General features: G+C 42.7%; 13 protein-coding genes. 7 read left to right on the top strand and 6 right to left on the bottom strand.

Going from position 1 to position 16,490, the window contains the following annotated elements; translation table 11 throughout:
• Positions 1-110 precede the first annotated feature (110 nt).
• Positions 111-1,445 carry a dihydroorotase gene (locus P8629_RS06295; protein ID WP_278165277.1) on the bottom strand — a complete coding sequence of 445 codons (1,335 nt, stop codon included), beginning with the start codon at positions 1,443-1,445 and terminating at the stop codon, positions 111-113.
• A gap of 179 nt (positions 1,446-1,624) precedes the next feature.
• Between P8629_RS06295 and yidD the strand changes: the two genes are divergently transcribed.
• The 3 genes from yidD to ppx all read left to right on the top strand — a co-directional run bounded on the left by yidD (position 1,625) and on the right by ppx (position 5,777).
• Positions 1,625-1,900 (top strand): membrane protein insertion efficiency factor YidD, encoded by a 276-nt coding sequence (yidD, locus tag P8629_RS06290; RefSeq protein ID WP_278165276.1) that lies wholly within the window; start codon positions 1,625-1,627, stop codon positions 1,898-1,900.
• A gap of 157 nt (positions 1,901-2,057) precedes the next feature.
• Positions 2,058-4,169, top strand: coding sequence for a polyphosphate kinase 1 (gene ppk1 / locus P8629_RS06285; protein ID WP_442908693.1), 2,112 nt, complete (start codon positions 2,058-2,060; stop codon positions 4,167-4,169).
• A gap of 99 nt (positions 4,170-4,268) precedes the next feature.
• Positions 4,269-5,777 (top strand): exopolyphosphatase, encoded by a 1,509-nt coding sequence (gene ppx / locus P8629_RS06280; RefSeq protein ID WP_278165275.1) that lies wholly within the window; start codon positions 4,269-4,271, stop codon positions 5,775-5,777.
• A 2-nt stretch (positions 5,778-5,779) separates the two neighbouring features.
• On the opposite strand, the gene P8629_RS06275 is transcribed toward ppx, so the two are convergent.
• Together P8629_RS06275 and P8629_RS06270 are read right to left on the bottom strand one after the other, a co-directional pair.
• A complete protein-coding gene (locus tag P8629_RS06275) occupies positions 5,780-6,877 on the bottom strand; it encodes a hypothetical protein (protein WP_278165274.1) in 1,098 nt (365 codons plus the stop codon).
• A 135-nt stretch (positions 6,878-7,012) separates the two neighbouring features.
• Positions 7,013-7,510 carry a hypothetical protein gene (locus tag P8629_RS06270; RefSeq protein ID WP_278165273.1) on the bottom strand — a complete coding sequence of 166 codons (498 nt, stop codon included), beginning with the start codon at positions 7,508-7,510 and terminating at the stop codon, positions 7,013-7,015.
• Between the two features lie 294 nt (positions 7,511-7,804).
• Between P8629_RS06270 and pyrE the strand changes: the two genes are divergently transcribed.
• From pyrE to P8629_RS06255, 3 genes are all read left to right on the top strand, one after another.
• The gene (gene pyrE, locus P8629_RS06265) at positions 7,805-8,449 is read left to right on the top strand and encodes an orotate phosphoribosyltransferase (protein ID WP_278165272.1); all 645 of its coding nucleotides are present in this window, start codon (positions 7,805-7,807) and stop codon (positions 8,447-8,449) included.
• A 44-nt stretch (positions 8,450-8,493) separates the two neighbouring features.
• Complete coding sequence (locus P8629_RS06260; RefSeq protein ID WP_278165271.1) at positions 8,494-9,021, top strand: SixA phosphatase family protein; 528 nt, start codon at positions 8,494-8,496, stop codon at positions 9,019-9,021.
• Positions 9,022-9,120: 99 nt separating this feature from the next.
• On the top strand, positions 9,121-12,621 hold the full coding sequence (locus P8629_RS06255) for a methyl-accepting chemotaxis protein (RefSeq protein WP_278165270.1): 3,501 nt from the start codon (positions 9,121-9,123) through the stop codon (positions 12,619-12,621).
• A gap of 59 nt (positions 12,622-12,680) precedes the next feature.
• Here the strand turns inward: P8629_RS06255 and P8629_RS06250 are convergent, their stop codons facing one another.
• Positions 12,681-13,445 (bottom strand): sulfite exporter TauE/SafE family protein, encoded by a 765-nt coding sequence (locus P8629_RS06250; RefSeq protein ID WP_278165269.1) that lies wholly within the window; start codon positions 13,443-13,445, stop codon positions 12,681-12,683.
• A 20-nt stretch (positions 13,446-13,465) separates the two neighbouring features.
• The gene (argB, locus tag P8629_RS06245; RefSeq protein WP_278165268.1) at positions 13,466-14,380 is read right to left on the bottom strand and encodes an acetylglutamate kinase; all 915 of its coding nucleotides are present in this window, start codon (positions 14,378-14,380) and stop codon (positions 13,466-13,468) included.
• Between the two features lie 190 nt (positions 14,381-14,570).
• Here argB and P8629_RS06240 point away from each other — a divergent pair, with 190 nt between their 5' ends.
• Positions 14,571-15,107, top strand: a complete 537-nt coding sequence (locus tag P8629_RS06240) for a hypothetical protein (protein ID WP_278165267.1) — start codon at positions 14,571-14,573, stop codon at positions 15,105-15,107.
• 35 nt (positions 15,108-15,142) lie between these two features.
• Here P8629_RS06240 and P8629_RS06235 read toward each other — a convergent pair whose 3' ends face one another.
• Entirely contained in the window at positions 15,143-16,435 is a 1,293-nt protein-coding gene (locus P8629_RS06235; protein ID WP_278165266.1) for a hypothetical protein, read from the bottom strand.
• Positions 16,436-16,490 lie beyond the last annotated feature (55 nt).

The raw sequence follows: 16,490 nt of genomic DNA, 5'->3' as shown, positions 1-16,490 counted from the left end.
TTTACTCCGCACGTTTATTGAACGCAAGCAAAAATCATTTATTTCGAAGTAAAGTTGATCAAGGTCGTTTATTTAAATCAGCCAGGCCTGGTTGTTTTTATTCTTTCCGGTTATCGACGATCAAATGACAATCTCTGTCCAGGGGTAAATTCTGAAAATTGTCCTTGATGATATTTAATCTCGCCATTGACGATGGTCGTCATCACACTCGATTTAAAGGTATGCCCTTCCCAAGGTGACCATCCGCATTGATAAAGGTTATCGGCTTTATTATCGGTATGGGGTTTATTCAAATCAACCAATACAATATCTGCAGCATACCCTTCTCGAATATAACCACGGTCTTTGATTTCATAACGAATGGCAACATTATGGGCGGTTTTCTGTACGACGGTTTCCAAGTCAAACACTCCTTGATCCACCATCTCCAACAATGCTGTTAAAGACTGTTGAACCTGAGGCAACCCTGCTGGTGCTGTGAAATATTTATTCTGCTTTTCATCCCAGGTGTGCGGCGCATGGTCGGTTGCGATAATGTCAATTCGACCTTCTCTGACCGCCTGGCGAATCGCTTCACGATCCGACACTTTTTTAATTGCCGGATTACATTTAATCAAACTGCCTTTGGTCTCATAATCTTCTTCGGCAAACCAGAGATGATGCACACACGCTTCTGCTGTAATCTTTTTACCTGCAACCGGACCCGGTTCAAACAAAGCCATTTCTTCTGCCGTCGTAAGGTGTAAGACATGTAAATCTGCGCCGGTTTTTTTCGCTAAATCCACCGCGAAAGAAGACGATTTATAGCACGCTTCGCGACACCGGATATCAGGATGGTATTTCATCGGCACATCCTCTCCATACTTTTCACGATAAATCGCTTCTTGCGCTTGAATCATCGGCGTGTCTTCACAGTGCGTGGTAATCAAAGTCGGGCTGTGTGTGAAGATATCGGTTAATGCTTTTTCACGATCCACCAGCATATTTCCAGTCGATGCTCCCATGAAAATTTTGACCCCACACGCTTGATTTGGATCTAAGGCTTTCACTTCTTCAAGGTTATCGTTGGTCGCTCCTAGGTAAAATGAATAGTTTGTCCAAGACGTTTTAGACGCTAATTCAAACTTCGCTTCAAGATTTTCAAGCGTCGTGGTCGTTGGCTTTACATTTGGCATGTCCATAAACGAGGTTGTACCCCCCGCAATGGCCGCTTTTGATTCTGTCGCAATACTGCCTTTTGCCGTCAGTCCTGGATCACGAAAATGCACCTGATCATCAATAAAGCCAGGCAATAAATGCTGCCCCTTTGCATCAATAACTGTGTCCGCTGAAACGTCTAATTGCGGCGCGATTTTTTGAATCAGCCCATCTTTAATAAGAACATCTGCTTCAAATATCTTGCCTTCGTTCACAACTTTGGCTTGGGTAATCAGAATCGTTTTCATAACTTCACTTTGTCCATTTCGATAATTAGAGGTATTTTAAACGCTAACAACAGCTTTCGAACAGTATTTTATTTCAATCCATACGCCCTAACGCATAGACTGCTTTTCGAGCGTCACAGGCTATTTATGGTAAGCTTATCACGAATCGTTTAAATCATTCCCAACTGTCAGAGTTAACTATGAACCCTCTTAAATGGCTGATTATCCTCCCTGTTCGCTTTTACCAGCTTTTTATTAGCCCATTACTCGGTCCTCGTTGTCGTTTTTATCCAAGCTGCTCTCACTACACGATTGAAGCGGTGCAACAACATGGTGTGTTTTGCGGTCTTTGGCTGGCGATCAAACGAATTATAAAATGCCACCCTGGAAACCCGGGCGGCGTTGATCCTGTTCCAGAATGTGGTTGTCATACTTCTAAACAAAATAAACCACCAGAAAACACAGATAAAACTTAATGCACCGATTATCTGAAAAAGTCACCTAACCGTCATTTAAAACCGATATCCTGTTTTTTAATGTTTTCACCTCGAATCAAAACGAGTAAAATCAAGGGATAGTCTTTCCGAAAAATAAAGACACAAAAGAACCAAAAACAATAATAAAGAGGACAGTATGCAAACCGAAGCGACGCCAGAGACCCCTTATATAAACCGCGAAAGAAGTCTGCTCGAATTTAACCGTCGTGTTCTGGCACAAGCTAAAAACCCTGAAATCCCTTTATTAGAAAGACTGAAATTTCTTTGTATCTCTAGTAGCAATATGGACGAGTTCTTTGAAGTAAGACTCGCCAGTCTATACGAATTGAGAAATGACCCGGCCGCTAGAACACAGCCGGATAACATGGAACCCCAAGATGCGATTGATATGCTCTCCGAGGTTGCTCATGATTTAGTCAAAGATCAATACCATACGCTGAACAACATCCTGATTCCGGACCTGGAAAAGGAAGAGATCCGCTTTTTACGTCGTAATCGTTGGACAGACCAGCAAAAAGAGTGGATACGCGAGTATTTTATTCAGTCTTTACAACCGGTCATGAGTCCAATGGGATTAGATCCCTCGCACCCGTTTCCTAGACTGTTAAACAAAAGTTTAAACTTCATTGTGTCTTTAGAAGGGAAAGATGCGTTTGGTCGAACGAATGGTTTAGCGATCGTGCAAGTACCGCGTTCTTTACCCAGAATTATCAAACTGCCGCCTGAAGCGACAGATGGATCGAACGACTTCGTCTTCTTGTCATCCGTTTTGCACTCTAACGTGTCGAACCTATTCCCGGGCATGACCGTCACAGGCTGTCACCAATTTCGATTAACGCGGAACACCAACCTCTTTATCGATGAAGAAGAAGTGGACGATATCATGAGCGCTTTGCAAGGTGAATTGACCAGCCGTCAATATGGTGGCGCCATTCGCCTCGAGGTCTCTGACCAATGCCCTAAAAACATGTATGAATATCTATTAGATCAGTTCGACATGAATAATGACCAGCTGTATATGGTCAACGGCCCTGTTAACTTACATCGTTTAGATGCGGTGCCGGATTTGGCCAAACGTCCTGACTTATTATTTGCTCCTTATTCTCCTAGACAACTGAGTCTTAAGAAGAAAAAACAAGCTGGTTTCAAACTCTTTAGCCGAAGCAAACAACCTGAAACCTTATTTGAACAAATTAGACGTAAAGACATTTTGCTGCACCATCCTTATGAATCTTTTACGCCCGTCATTGAGTTTCTGCAACAGGCAGCCAAAGACCCGAATGTGCTAGCGATTCGAATGACACTCTATCGAACCGGTGAAAAGTCCGCCATTATTGATGCTTTGGAAAAAGCCGCACGAAATGGTAAAGAAGTGACCGCCGTGGTTGAGTTAAGAGCGCGTTTTGATGAAGACAACAATATCCTTCAAGCCAATCGGTTGCAGGATGCCGGAGTCAATGTTGTGTATGGCGTGGTGGGCTATAAAACCCACGCCAAGATGATTCTTGTGGTACGCCGTGAAGAAGACCAACTCAGACAATATGTGCATTTAGGAACAGGGAACTACCATCACATCACCACTCGTTTCTATACCGATTTCGGTCTTTTCTCCGCCAATCCGTCAATGGGACGAGATGTCTCAAAAATCTTCCAGCAATTAACCAGTCTAGGGGATACCAATAACTTATTGGTATTATTGCAATCGCCCTTTACCTTACAGCCCGGCATGGTGGAGCGCATTCAGCGCGAAGCGGACAATGCACGCCAAGGAAAACCCGCACGTATCATTGCTAAAATGAACGGTTTACAAGAACAAGGTATTATCGACGCGCTTTATGACGCCTCTCAAGCGGGCGTCAAAATTGATCTGATCATTCGCGGAATCTGTAGTCTTCGCCCTGGCGTTCCAGGTGTATCGGACAATATTACCGTCACCAGCATTATCGGACGATTTTTGGAACATCATCGTGTTTACTACTTTGAAAACTCTGACAACACCCCTGAACTGTTTTGTTCCAGTGCGGACTGGATGCGTCGTAATCTGTTTTCCCGTGTGGAAACCTGTTTTCCGATTTTAGACAAAAATCACTTCCAACAAGTTTATACTGAAGGACTGGCTATTTATTTAGACGACAATGTCGGAGCTTGGGTTCTTCAACCGGATGACACTTACTCAAAAAGAGAACCTAAAAAAGGTGAACTACCTTTCAGTGCGCAAAACTGGTTAATCGAAAAATACTCCAGTTAAACCGCTATGGACGCTGCTATGAAAGGGACGGCGTTACTATTTTCATTTATTCAAAAAGGGAGTACACTATGCGCCCTTTTGCCAAATTAGAAGCCTAAAATGACAGAGACGACCCAATCACAAAACACTTATGCAGCGATTGACCTTGGATCGAACAGCTTTCACATGATGGTTGCGCGTGAAGTACATGGACAACTCCAGGTTATTGATAAGCATAAAGAAATGATTCGTCTTCGCTCTGGACTCGACAAAAAGGGTAACCTCACCCCGGAAGCCTTTCAAAGCGGAATTGAATGCTTAGAACGTTTTGGGCAACTTATTAAAAACATTCCAGGTCATCAGGTTCGTGCTGTCGGTACCAACACCTTACGCAATGCCAAAAACAGTCAGGAATTTCTAAGGAAGGCACGCAAAGTCCTCGGACATGAAATTCAGATCATCGCGGGTCAGGAAGAAGCTCGCTTAATTTATCTGGGGGTTGCACACGGCTTACCCCAAAATGATGAACAGCGTTTAGTGATGGATATTGGCGGCGGCAGTACCGAATACATCATTGGCAAAAATTTTAATTATCAACATTTGACCAGCACTGAAATGGGCTGCGTCAGCATTACCCAACAGTTCTTTTCAAAGCCTGAAATCACTGAAAAGCGGATGACTAAGGCGATTTCCAACTGTCGACAAATCATACGTCCTCACTTAACCAAACTGACCAGCCTTGGATGGGAAAGTGCCATCGGTGCGTCAGGAAGCATCAAATCCATAGGTTCCATTCTAAAAGAAAATGGCTGGACAGAAGGCGAAATCACCTTGGAAGGCATGCTAAAACTGAAGGATGCTTTGATTCAAGCCGGTTCCATTCAATCCGCCAGTTTACAAGGCTTGAAAGAAGAGCGAATCCCGGTACTCGCTGGCGGATTGGCGATTTTAATTGCCACCTTTGAAGAACTGAAAATTGCACAAATGCACGTCTCATCCAATGCTCTTCGAGAAGGCTTGGTCTTTGATACCTTAGGACGCCTTTTCGCGGAAGATGTTCGTGAAACAAGTGTTGCTGCCGCGCAGGCCTGGTTAAAAATCGATACCGTGCAGGCCGAAGCGATTGCCCATACCACCAAAACATTTTACAAACAGGCACATAATAGTTGGCAGCTTCATGATGCGGACTACAACTACAAAAAACTCTTGGACTGGGCTGCTCAGCTTCATGAAGCCGGCATGGCATTGAGCTATAAACGCTACCGACATCACAGTGCGTATTTGATTGAAAATTCAGAATTGGCCGGGTTTACTCAGCAAGAAAAACAAATGCTGGCGACCATGCTACTGAACCATCGTGGGAAATTCGTGCCGGAAGCTTATGAACGGTTTGCCTCGCCACATAAAGAAAAACTGAAATGTCTTACCGTGTTATTGCGCCTAGCGGTTCGAATCCACCGTGGAAGAGAAAAAGATATTCCTGACATCCTGCTTCACACGACTGGTGAAAAAAACATTCACTTGGCATTTGAAAAAGATTGGTTAAGCGCTCATCCATTGACACAAATGGATCTGGACGTTGAAGCTGAGCGTTTAGCTGCTGCTGATTTCATTTTGACTTACGAATAAAGTCAGTAAACATCCAACTGAACACGGCGCTGTTTTTTCCAATCATGCCAAAGTGCTTCCGCAGCGTCTTTTGTCATATCTCCTTCTGTCTGCAGGATAGACAGCATGGTATCTTCGACCGAAGTTTTCAAGCGAATCTTATCGCCACATAGATAGAAGAAGGCGCCTTGTTCTAAAAGCTTCCAAATGGCTCCCCTTTCTTCCCATAATCGATCTTGAACATACACTTTATGCGCTTGATCTCGAGAAAATGCCGTTCTTAATTGCAAGCCCGCGGCTTTCCACTCAGCCATCATGTCTTTGAATAGATGACTCTTTTCTTCATGTGTTTCACCAAAAAATAACCAGGCCTGGTGATTTTTGGCCAGCTTCTCTTCTAAAAACCATTCTTGTAAAAAGCCAATAAAAGGTGCCACACCGGTTCCCGAGCCAACCATAATGACCGGAGCATGGTGTGCCATGGATTCTTCTAACGCAATGGGTAATTTAAAGTTTCGATTTTTACTCAAAGCCACATCAAGATGATGGCCAGGTTCCAACGTGCTCAAGGCGGTGGTGACTACCCCTTGTCGCTCACGGTTTTCCCGTTCAAAAAAAACTTTTCGATACACCAGATCCACACGATTATCCCCCACTGCTTTCGGTGCCGAGGCAATCGAATAATAACGTGGGGCTAAAGGCGTTAACAAACTACAGACTTCAATACCCTTTAAAAAAGGATATGCCTCGAGCAAATCTAAAATATCGCGCCCTTCAGCGTATGCCATCATCTCGGCTCTGTCAGCCCAATCATTCAAATCGTACTGTCTTTTGAGTTTATTCAGGATGGCAGGACTGAGTTGAGTGAGTTCTAGATGATAGTGCAAAGCTTCCTTGACCGGCATTTCGCCGAGTCGTCTCAGCTCAATGGTTTCGTTTCCAGACAACCCTAGCGTCTCTAACACTCGCGCCACCAATGCAGGTGAATTTTCTCCAGAAACCATCAACCAGTCTCCAGGCAAATACCCTAAAGGCTCTTCAGTTTCCAATGCGATATGATAAACATCTTTCTCAGGGTGATTCGGGGTAAGCAATTCATTAAATAAAACTGTCGCTTGCATCCACCTATCCTTATTTTTACTCAGGGTTTTATTATAAAGTGCTTGGATAAGTATACAAAATTTTTAGAAAACTGAAATGAGAGAGAAATATTATAAAATTTTGCCAGCCCTGAGTTGGGCCAGCTATAGACAGGATTATCCTCGGATATGTTCAATCAGAACCGTTAGCCACGGCGCGGTGGCCAGAATGGTTACCGCTGACATTAACCCGGAAATCAACCCAATCCCGATTTGCGGAATTAAATTATTGTTTTTAATCTCAACGTCAGACATTTGACGCTCAATCGCCCCGAACACATCTACCTGTTTTTTTAACAGTCCGTTTAAGGTTCGGATTTGTTTAAAAAGCAAGTGTTGCTCTTTTTCCATTTTGGCACGAGATTTTTCAGAAACACTCTCTAAATCTCGCATTTGGACTGCGAGCTGACCGATAGAGGCATCCATTTGCTTGACAAGGCTCTGAACGGCTGACTTATCTTCTTTCAGCCATTCAAAATCAGGGGTAACCATATCGGACATATCCATCGCATCGTACTCTTCCGCATTAGATTGCGCTTTATGACGTCTTAAAGCTTGCTCCAGAAGCACACTTTTTGACCCTAATGGTTCTACTTGTCTTAAATCAATCGCCATATCATTTTCCTCGTGTCTGTCCGTCAAAGAAAATTATCACTTCACTTTCCATCAATCAAAAGCGAAGTGTCAATTTTTTGTCATTTATTATTTTATTAACTCTCTCAAAGCATATTGAGTGCCAATTTAAGAAAAAGTACAAAAACATAAGAAATAAGGCGCATTATCTTTTTGAATTATTTCAAAAAATGCTCTGATGTATTAAAAATCTTTATCGTCTAATGCTTGAGAAAAAGCTAACCCATGATAAGATAAAGGTTAATTTTTAATGACTAATGACAACTCGACACCTCAATGAATAAATCTGAATTTATTGAATTCATTATGCAAGCCGGCGTATTAAAGCTGGGTGAATTCACACTTAAATCTGGGCGCAAAAGCCCATACTTTTTCAACGCTGGCCTGTTTAATACTGGCGGGCAAATGGCTGAACTGGCTAAAGCTTATGCGGCCACCATTGCTGAAAGCAAGCTGAACTACGATGTTTTGTTTGGTCCTGCCTATAAAGGCATACCGCTTGCAGCGACAACCAGTGTTTCCTTAGCGCAGGATTTTCAACAAGACATGCCTTATGCGTTCAATCGTAAAGAAGCTAAAGATCATGGCGAAGGCGGTAACATTGTCGGCCACCCGTTAGAAGGTGATATTTTAATCATCGATGATGTTATTACCGCTGGAACCGCCATTCGAGAATCAATGGAGATTATCCAAGCAAATGGTGCACGCCCAGCAGGCGTTGTTGTCGCCTTAGATCGTATGGAAAAAGGTCAAAGTGATAAATCAGCCATACAAGAAGTTGAAGAACAATACGGTATTCCTGTCATCAGCATTATTAACTTAAATGACATTATTGATTACCTTGAAACACACAATAGTGCAAACCAATCAATTTTAGATTCGATGAAAACCTATCGAGCAGAGTATGGCATTACAAATTAGACAGGACGTCTTTAGACACCAACGGATTACAGTGGATAAACAGAGTGAGTAAACAACTGCGCGAATTAATGCTACTAAGGCATGCCAAATCTGACTGGAAAGAACCCGATCTTCAGGATATAGACCGACCTATATCTGATAAGGGTAAAAAATCCGCTTGTAAGATCTCAAACTGGCTCAGTCAGAATAATGCCCTACCCGATCTCGTTTGGGTCTCTCCCGCCAAACGAGCGCAACAAACCCTCAAAAGACTAAACCTCCCTAAAGATATTCCTGTTGAGACACAAGAATTACTTTATCTTGCTGACACCGATCAGTTAAAAGCCCTTTTATCAAAAATCCCGGACCAGTTTGGTCGTGTAATGTTCATTGGACATAATCCCGGATTTGAAAAATTGATGCGACAGTTAATGGCAACGGATGACCCTACGAAGCCAGAATTATTTCCAACGGCAACTTTGGCCCACTTTATTCTGCCAAATCAATGGAACGACTTATCCATAGGAGATGCCAAACTCATCAACTTTATTCGACCAAAAGACATTACATTGGCTTCTTGCAAGGAAGTCTGATTTTTTTATTTTATTTTCAAACTGTTAGATAGGCACGACAATTGCTATACCCATAAAAAAAACAAGTAAATACAACGGATACTCTTGAGGCGCATTAACATGACAAACCCGAACAGACCGATTATTAATGAACAAATCACCATTCCTGAGCATTACCGCATCATTTCTCGCACAGATCTGCGCGGTACCATCTTAGAGGCAAACTCAGAATTTATTGAAATCAGTGGTTATGAAGCAGATGAAATCATTGGTCAACCTCACAATATCTTACGTCACCCCGATGTCCCTAAAGCCGTTTTTAAAGATTTCTGGGAAACCCTTCAAGCGGGAAAGTCATGGACACAAATTGTAGAAAACCGTGCGAAAGATGGTCGAAGTTACTGGGTAAAAGCCAATGCCGCGCCCGTTTTTGAAAACAATAAAATAACTGGGTATATTTCGGTTAGAACTCCCGCCACCGAAGAACAAATTAAGTTGGCCTCTCAAGCCTATAAAGATATTAATACCGGTAAACTCATTATAAAAGAAGGTCATATTTACAAAGCATCGGAATATCGTCGATTAAAGATGAACCCTTTCCGAAAATTCAACATTCTTGGAAAGTTGGCCACAGCGGGGATTTTCTTGGTCATTATTGGTTTCTTAGCCAGTGCCTTTCTCGCCAATTCAACGTATGATAAAACCGTTGCCGAAAACAGTAAAGTTCGAAGCCAGCAAGTTAAGAGAGATATCAACAGCTATATTCAAGGAATGGAAAGAACCAGTTTAAATACTGCTTTGGGCTTAGCCACAAATTCCGACATTATCACCGCACTTGAAAATGATTCGAGCGAAGCAGCCAGAGCCGCCTTGAAAAAGGAACTGAACTTTGTCAAAAACGTTTCTGGACAAACCGTTCGCGCGCACATCCATGATGCACAAGGGCACTCTTTTGTTCGTTCATGGCGTGACAAACACGGCGATGATTTAAAGTCATTCCGTTATACCGTTAACCAAGTTAGAGACAAGCAAACTTCTGTAACAGGGATTGAACTGGGTCGTGCAGGCGCAGCTATCCGAAGCTTGTCCCCTATCTTCAGTAAAGATGGCAGTCAATTTTTAGGGTCGGTTGAGGTCGTCTCAAGCATCAAGGCCTTAGTTAAGCATTTCAAAGAAGATTCTATCAATTATGTCTCTCTCTTCACGCCCAATGCACTAGACATTGCGATCAAAGCAAAAGACAACCCTAAGTTTGGCAATCTGACTTTAGCCAGCACCAAGGATTTTGCACCTGAAGCCGTCGAGAAATTAGCACAAATTGATTTAAACCAGTTAAAAAGCCAAGGCGTATTAACAACGGCAACCGATTTCTTTGCCATGATGCCGATCATAGATACTAACGAGAGCTTGGTCGGATATCACATCTTTATCGAAGACTTATCACAAATCAATGCCCTTAATAAATTGAGTTTGGAAGCGGCCATTTCATCCGTCGTCAAAGTCACCCTTTCCATGTTGATTTTGATTATCATTTTCTTATTGATTATTCGAAACAGTGTCACGAACCCTTTACGTAAAATTGTTAAAGGCATGAACCATGCGACCGACTCAGGCGATTTGAGTACCCGTGTTGACAACTCTCGTCATGATGAAATGGGCGAACTGGCCAAAGCCTATAATGACCAGATGCAAGCCGCACAGATTTCACTCGGTGAAGCAGGCCGCATGTTAAAAGACATGTCGGAAGGACATCTCAAAACTCAAACCGTCATCCCAATGGTGGGTGATTTCAACGTTATGAAAACCAATTTGAATGAAGCATCGAAAGTCCTTCAAAAAACGTTTGGAGAAGTTCGAAGCATTCTAAAAGAAATCCGTTCAGGAAACTTTAGTTACGAATCAACCCACGAGACCCAAGGCGACTTTAAGGAAGCCATGCAAGATGCTGAAGCGGCAATGGCTATCTTAAAAGGCGTTTTCTATGAAGTGAACGAACTGATGTCTCAAGTAGCTGAAGGCTTCTTTGGAAAACGTATCACCGCTGAAGCGGAAGGCGAAATCAAAGAACTTAAAAACAACATCAATGCCTCTCTAGATCAGCTGGAAGCCGTCATTCAAGAAACCACCCAAGTCATGATTGCACAAGGAACGGGGGACTTGAAAAAACGAATTGAGATGGAAACCAACGGCACATTGGCTGTTCTAAAAGCTGGAATCAACAACTCAGTCACCAATATCGGGAGTTTGCTGTCACAGTCAAACTACTCCATTAAAAAGCTGTCTGATGGTACCATCAAAATTTCACAGGACATTTCCGACTTGTCTGCTCGAACACAGCAACAAGCAGCTTCATTGGAAGAAACGGCAGCCAGTATGGAACAGATTACTTCCACCATTCAACAAACGGCGAATAATGCCAGAGAAGCGAATGATGCGGCAAATGAATCTTTAGTCGAAGCACAAGATGCAAACCAAGTAGTTCAAAAAACCATTGCTTCGATCAATGAGATCAATGAAGCCAGCACGAAGATTTCAGAAATTACCACCTTGATTGATAGCATTGCTTTCCAAACTAACTTACTGGCACTTAATGCGGCTGTCGAAGCGGCACGAGCTGGCGACCATGGTCGTGGATTTGCCGTCGTGGCAGGTGAAGTCAGAACCCTTGCAGGGAAATCGGCTGAAGCCGCAAAAGATATTCGACAACTCATCGATAATACAGTTGAAAAGGTCCATGAAGGCGCCAAGCTTGCAGATGAATCAGGGAAAGCGCTTGAATTAATTAACGACTCTATTGCCAAAATTGGTAACTATGTCAGTGAAATCTCTCAAACAACAGCAGAGCAGGCAAAAGGTGTTGAGCAAGTCAATATTGCAATCAGCAGTATTGATCAAGTGACGCAACAAAACTCCGCTTTGGTGGATGAAACGGCAGAAAGAACCACTGACATGAGTCAGTTAGCGGAAGACGTCAATAATGTCATCAGCACCTTTAAAATCGATTTGCACCAGATTGGGTTTGATACCGCAATGCAAACCGGTGAATTTACCTTTGCCAATGCACGACGTGCTCACAGCCAGTGGAAAGGATTGGTAACCGCTTATGTAGAAGGGGTTGATGTTGAGTTTGACAAGGAGGCGGCAACCGACCATCACAAGTGTGCTTTAGGACAATGGTTCTATGGGCCGGAAGGACAACAATATGCCAATAAACCTGAAATGCAAACCCTCGAAAAATGGCACGCAGAGTTACATGCGACGATTAAACGCATTCTTGCCGCTCATCAAGTGGATGATATTGAGAGCATCAAGAAAGAATTCCACAACTTGGATAAAGCCAGTGAGAATGTGATCCATAGTCTTACGCAATTAGAGCAATCATTGGCAAACGATAGAACACACCGTGTCACTCACCAACCGCGTGCAGTGAAATCAACGCCGACATCGAAACTGACTCAGCAACCCTCTAAGGCTGCTCCGGCGAAAACGGAGAGTTCTCATTCTAAACAAAGTGCTGGGGTTGAGAAACCGAGTCAAACGTCAACTATGGATAAAGACACCCAAAAACCCGCGCGTTCACAACCCAAGGACATTAATCCAGATGAGTGGAGTGATTTTTAAACAGAGACTTTAATCAAAATCAATAAGCTGGGCTCTGCCCAGTTTTTTTATGCCTATCATTAAATCGCTTTGGCAATCAAAGCAACGCCCACTAAAACAGTCACGACTTCAAAACTTCGTTTAACCAATTGGTTTCCTCGCACAATTGAAAAGTGCGCACCGAGATAGCCACCGATTAATGATCCCAAAATGAGTGCCGGCAACCAACTCCATTCTATTTGACCTTGCAGCCCCAGTGTCCAAGCACCTGATCCATTCCAAAAAATGCCAACTAATACCAAGGTATAAGCGACAGCCGTTTTATAATCAAACCCAAACCAGGCAATAAGCCAAATGGTTACGAATAAGCCAGTGCCGGAAGTCAAAGACCCGTTTAATACGCCAATCAGAAACAGAACCATCCCCCCAAACAGCAGGCCTGGTAAATTTTGATGCTTCGCTAAAGAAACCTTGCCTAACTCAGGCTTTAATCCGGAATAAACGCCCAACCCTAATGTCAGAACGCCTAATGCAATTTGCGCTAGACGGTCATCTAACTGAAGAATTAAATTGGCGCCTAAAATCACCCCAGGCAATCCAAAAACTAAAATAATCGAGACAAAACGCAAATTAAGTTTGGCAGATCGAAGATGTCGAGTGGTCGCACCAATACCAAGAAAAACACTGGCAACTTTATGGGTAGCCAACGCCACACTGAAGGGCAACCCTAAGAATAAAAGTGCAGGCAACTGAAGCAGTCCTGCCCCCCCGCCGGCTAAGGCTGAAAGCAAGTTTGCAATGAGAGAAATAACAAATAAAGCAAGTTGTTCAGAAATACCTTCCATGAACTAAGGTATCAAACCGCTTAACGAGAAGTAATTAATGTCCCTACCCCTTCATCGGTAAAGACTTCTAGCATGACCGCATGCTCTACGCGACCATCGATAATATGTGAAGATTCAACCCCATTCTGTACCGCATCCAAGGCACATTGGATTTTAGGTAACATGCCCCCATAAATCGTTCCGTCTTCAATCAATGCTGCCACAGACTCTGCATTCAGTCCCGTTAATAACTCACCTTTTTTATCCAATAAGCCAGGCGTATTCGTTAACAACATCAACTTTTCGGCATGTAATGCTTCTGCAACCTTGCCCGCGACTAAATCAGCATTAATATTATAGGAGTGCCCTTGCTGATCAACGCCGACTGGCGCAATCACAGGAATGAAATCATCTTGAATCAACATATCAAGAACCTTGGTATTAATACGTTCAACCTCACCCACATGGCCCAAATCAATTAATTCTGGTGCATTTAAATCTTCATTAAAAGCCGTCATTTCCATTTTCTTGGCTTGAATCAAATTACCGTCTTTTCCCGTTAGCCCAACAGCATTACCATTATGCTGATGAATCAGATTCACAATTTCCTTGTTGACCATACCGCCCAACACCATTTCAACAATATCCATGGTCTCGGCATCCGTCACACGCATCCCTTGGATAAACTCAGACTCTTTTCCGACTCGCTCAAGCAAATTACCAATTTGTGGTCCGCCACCATGCACCACCACCGGGTTCATGCCCACTAATTTCATCAGTACGATGTCACGAGCAAAGCCATTTTTCAAAGCTTCTTCCGTCATCGCATTACCACCATATTTCACAACGATTGTTTTTCCAGAAAAACGTTGGATATAAGGCAAGGCTTCGGCTAAAACGGAGGCAATATTCTGTGCTTGGGCTTTATTTAAATTCATGGTTTTTTGAACTCTCATGACAGACTCTTAAGGTTAAAAAGGAAAATAAACAACCGACTCAATCGAATCCGATCATCTAAAAATAACGACACAATTTTACCATTTTTAATTGCTAAAAAAGGGCTTTGATGGTGAAAGCTTTCACTTGTGATGATGGTCATGTACCGTTACAATCACGCCACAATCAAACAACTTTAAAGGAACAAGCATGAAACGGTTGAGTTTAGCATTGCTTACGTTGGTATTTTTAACAGGATGTGACACTCTGCCACACCGTATTTCAACGGATAATACCATTGATTTACAATATCAAAACAATTCTGAAGCGACAGAAACACTTGTAACCACCTTACAAAATAATGGGTTTACGGCTAAAGCAATTTCACCCACACAGTTATTGGTTCGCTATAACGATCATGATTTTTTAATGGAACCTAAGGTTATTGAAGACGGATTAAGTCGCATTATCGTTTCTCGTCTTTTTGAAATTAAAGAAGAGTATCAGCACTCACCTGAACTGTTTGTTTTAGTCATTGCGCTAAATCGCCATTTAAATTTTGCAAAATTTTCAATGCTTCCTGAAAACAGAGCCGGCCAAGTACAAACAGCCATTACCTTTGTAGATGAGAAGGTTCAACTTTTAGAAATTCAAAAGTTTTTGGAATGGATGGATGATAGCCTAAACCAAATCAAACAGATGGTGCCACCAGAAGCAGTTCAGATGATCAAGGATAAAAACGCTTAAAGAAAAAAGCCTTCTTTAAGAAGGCTTTTTTCTTTTTAAGCAGAGTAACGTTGCTGAATTCTATCCAATATGGCTTTACGCTGTTCAATCATTTTTTGAATCTGCTCTCGCAATTGTTCAAAAAAACTTTTGGCATCTTGGGCCGCTTCTTGCCCTCTTTCTAAAGAAGCAAAAGACATCTTTGGGTTCACTGTTTCAACGCTTCGTTCCGGCGTCATTTGCTGAAGGTCATTCATGGCTTCGCCAAACGCTTTTAACATGTTTTGCTGAGACACGGAGAAAAAGGCGTGTCCTGTTGAATTTTCTGGGGATTGACGTTCTGCCAAATCAATGGCTTGTGCCGTTCGAACCGCTCCACTTTCCATCAGTACAATTCCAGCCGACTTAATATGGCCAAGCTTTTCACCTTGCTGCCCCATTAAATCTTCTTCCTGTGCCGCATTACCCAGATAAATTGCACCGACCCCTTTCGAAGCCAAACTCACTAAATTGGTTTGATCCGACTGGTCCGTCCATAATTTTAAATGTTGAAAAATAGGGTCGGCCTCATCAATCCAACCGTTGCCATCGGCATCAAATGCCGCTAAATCAGAGAAGGCTTCGCCAGTTTGCGTCCCAAATAACTCAGTACCGTCATTGACTTGGCCATCTTGGTTTTCATCAAACACCAGAAAACCGCTTCCCGTCCCTAACTGTGCAAAATGCTGTTGCTCGCCCTCTGCTTGCATATCAAATTCAAAAATTTGATCCTTTAAGGTGACTGAATCCGCACCAAAGTTAATGACTAAAGGATCTTGCATCATCGCCACACTCAGCGATGCTTTGCTTTCAGCAGTCACTTCGGTTTGAGCTGAATGAGTGGTGAGCAATTTGAAATTGATTGAACGCCCATCATTTAATAAGACTTGACCGGTAGCAGACATGGCGGAAAAAGATGACGTTTTCAGGTGAAGTTGATACATAAAATAAAAGGCGACATCACCACTGACTTCAATACTGGCTTTATCACTGGCAGGAAAAGCTCTTTGTGATGCAACAGAGGCCGACTCACCTGCCAAACTTAATTGCGCTAACTCTTGAACAATTTGATTATGCTTGAAAACCGTTTCTTGTTGGCCCTGAGTGACTTGGCTGGTGGATTCAAACTGGCGTTGCTTGTGATGCAAATAATCAAAACGTTCTGTTTGTTGAAAATCAACTCGTCGCTCACTATTGGCCAGCAACTGTGGACGAATTTTTTCGCCGATGGCTAAGGTTTGTTTTTCTGATAAAGACGAGTCAAACTGATGTTGCTGTTCCAGGCGAACAGCGGAGGATTGAATAATCATTTTTTAGTGCTCCACGATACGTTATTAAACAAATTTCCCTTGTTTAACCGCAACA

The sequence above is a fragment of the Hydrogenovibrio sp. 3SP14C1 genome, from assembly GCF_029625905.1.
GTDB lineage: Bacteria > Pseudomonadota > Gammaproteobacteria > Thiomicrospirales > Thiomicrospiraceae > Hydrogenovibrio.
This window is presented reverse-complemented; position numbering and strand designations above follow the sequence as displayed.

Coding starts and splice junctions, on each gene's coding strand:
- P8629_RS06250 (WP_278165269.1), bottom strand. CDS start 13,445: ATGGAAGGTATTTCTGAACAACTTGCTTTATTTGTTATTTCTCTCATT.
- ppx (WP_278165275.1), top strand. CDS start 4,269: ATGACAGAGACGACCCAATCACAAAACACTTATGCAGCGATTGACCTT.
- argB (WP_278165268.1), bottom strand. CDS start 14,380: ATGAGAGTTCAAAAAACCATGAATTTAAATAAAGCCCAAGCACAGAAT.
- yidD (WP_278165276.1), top strand. CDS start 1,625: ATGAACCCTCTTAAATGGCTGATTATCCTCCCTGTTCGCTTTTACCAG.
- pyrE (WP_278165272.1), top strand. CDS start 7,805: ATGAATAAATCTGAATTTATTGAATTCATTATGCAAGCCGGCGTATTA.
- P8629_RS06295 (WP_278165277.1), bottom strand. CDS start 1,445: ATGAAAACGATTCTGATTACCCAAGCCAAAGTTGTGAACGAAGGCAAG.
- P8629_RS06240 (WP_278165267.1), top strand. CDS start 14,571: ATGAAACGGTTGAGTTTAGCATTGCTTACGTTGGTATTTTTAACAGGA.
- P8629_RS06270 (WP_278165273.1), bottom strand. CDS start 7,510: ATGGCGATTGATTTAAGACAAGTAGAACCATTAGGGTCAAAAAGTGTG.
- ppk1 (WP_442908693.1), top strand. CDS start 2,058: ATGCAAACCGAAGCGACGCCAGAGACCCCTTATATAAACCGCGAAAGA.
- P8629_RS06235 (WP_278165266.1), bottom strand. CDS start 16,435: ATGATTATTCAATCCTCCGCTGTTCGCCTGGAACAGCAACATCAGTTT.
- P8629_RS06275 (WP_278165274.1), bottom strand. CDS start 6,877: ATGCAAGCGACAGTTTTATTTAATGAATTGCTTACCCCGAATCACCCT.
- P8629_RS06255 (WP_278165270.1), top strand. CDS start 9,121: ATGACAAACCCGAACAGACCGATTATTAATGAACAAATCACCATTCCT.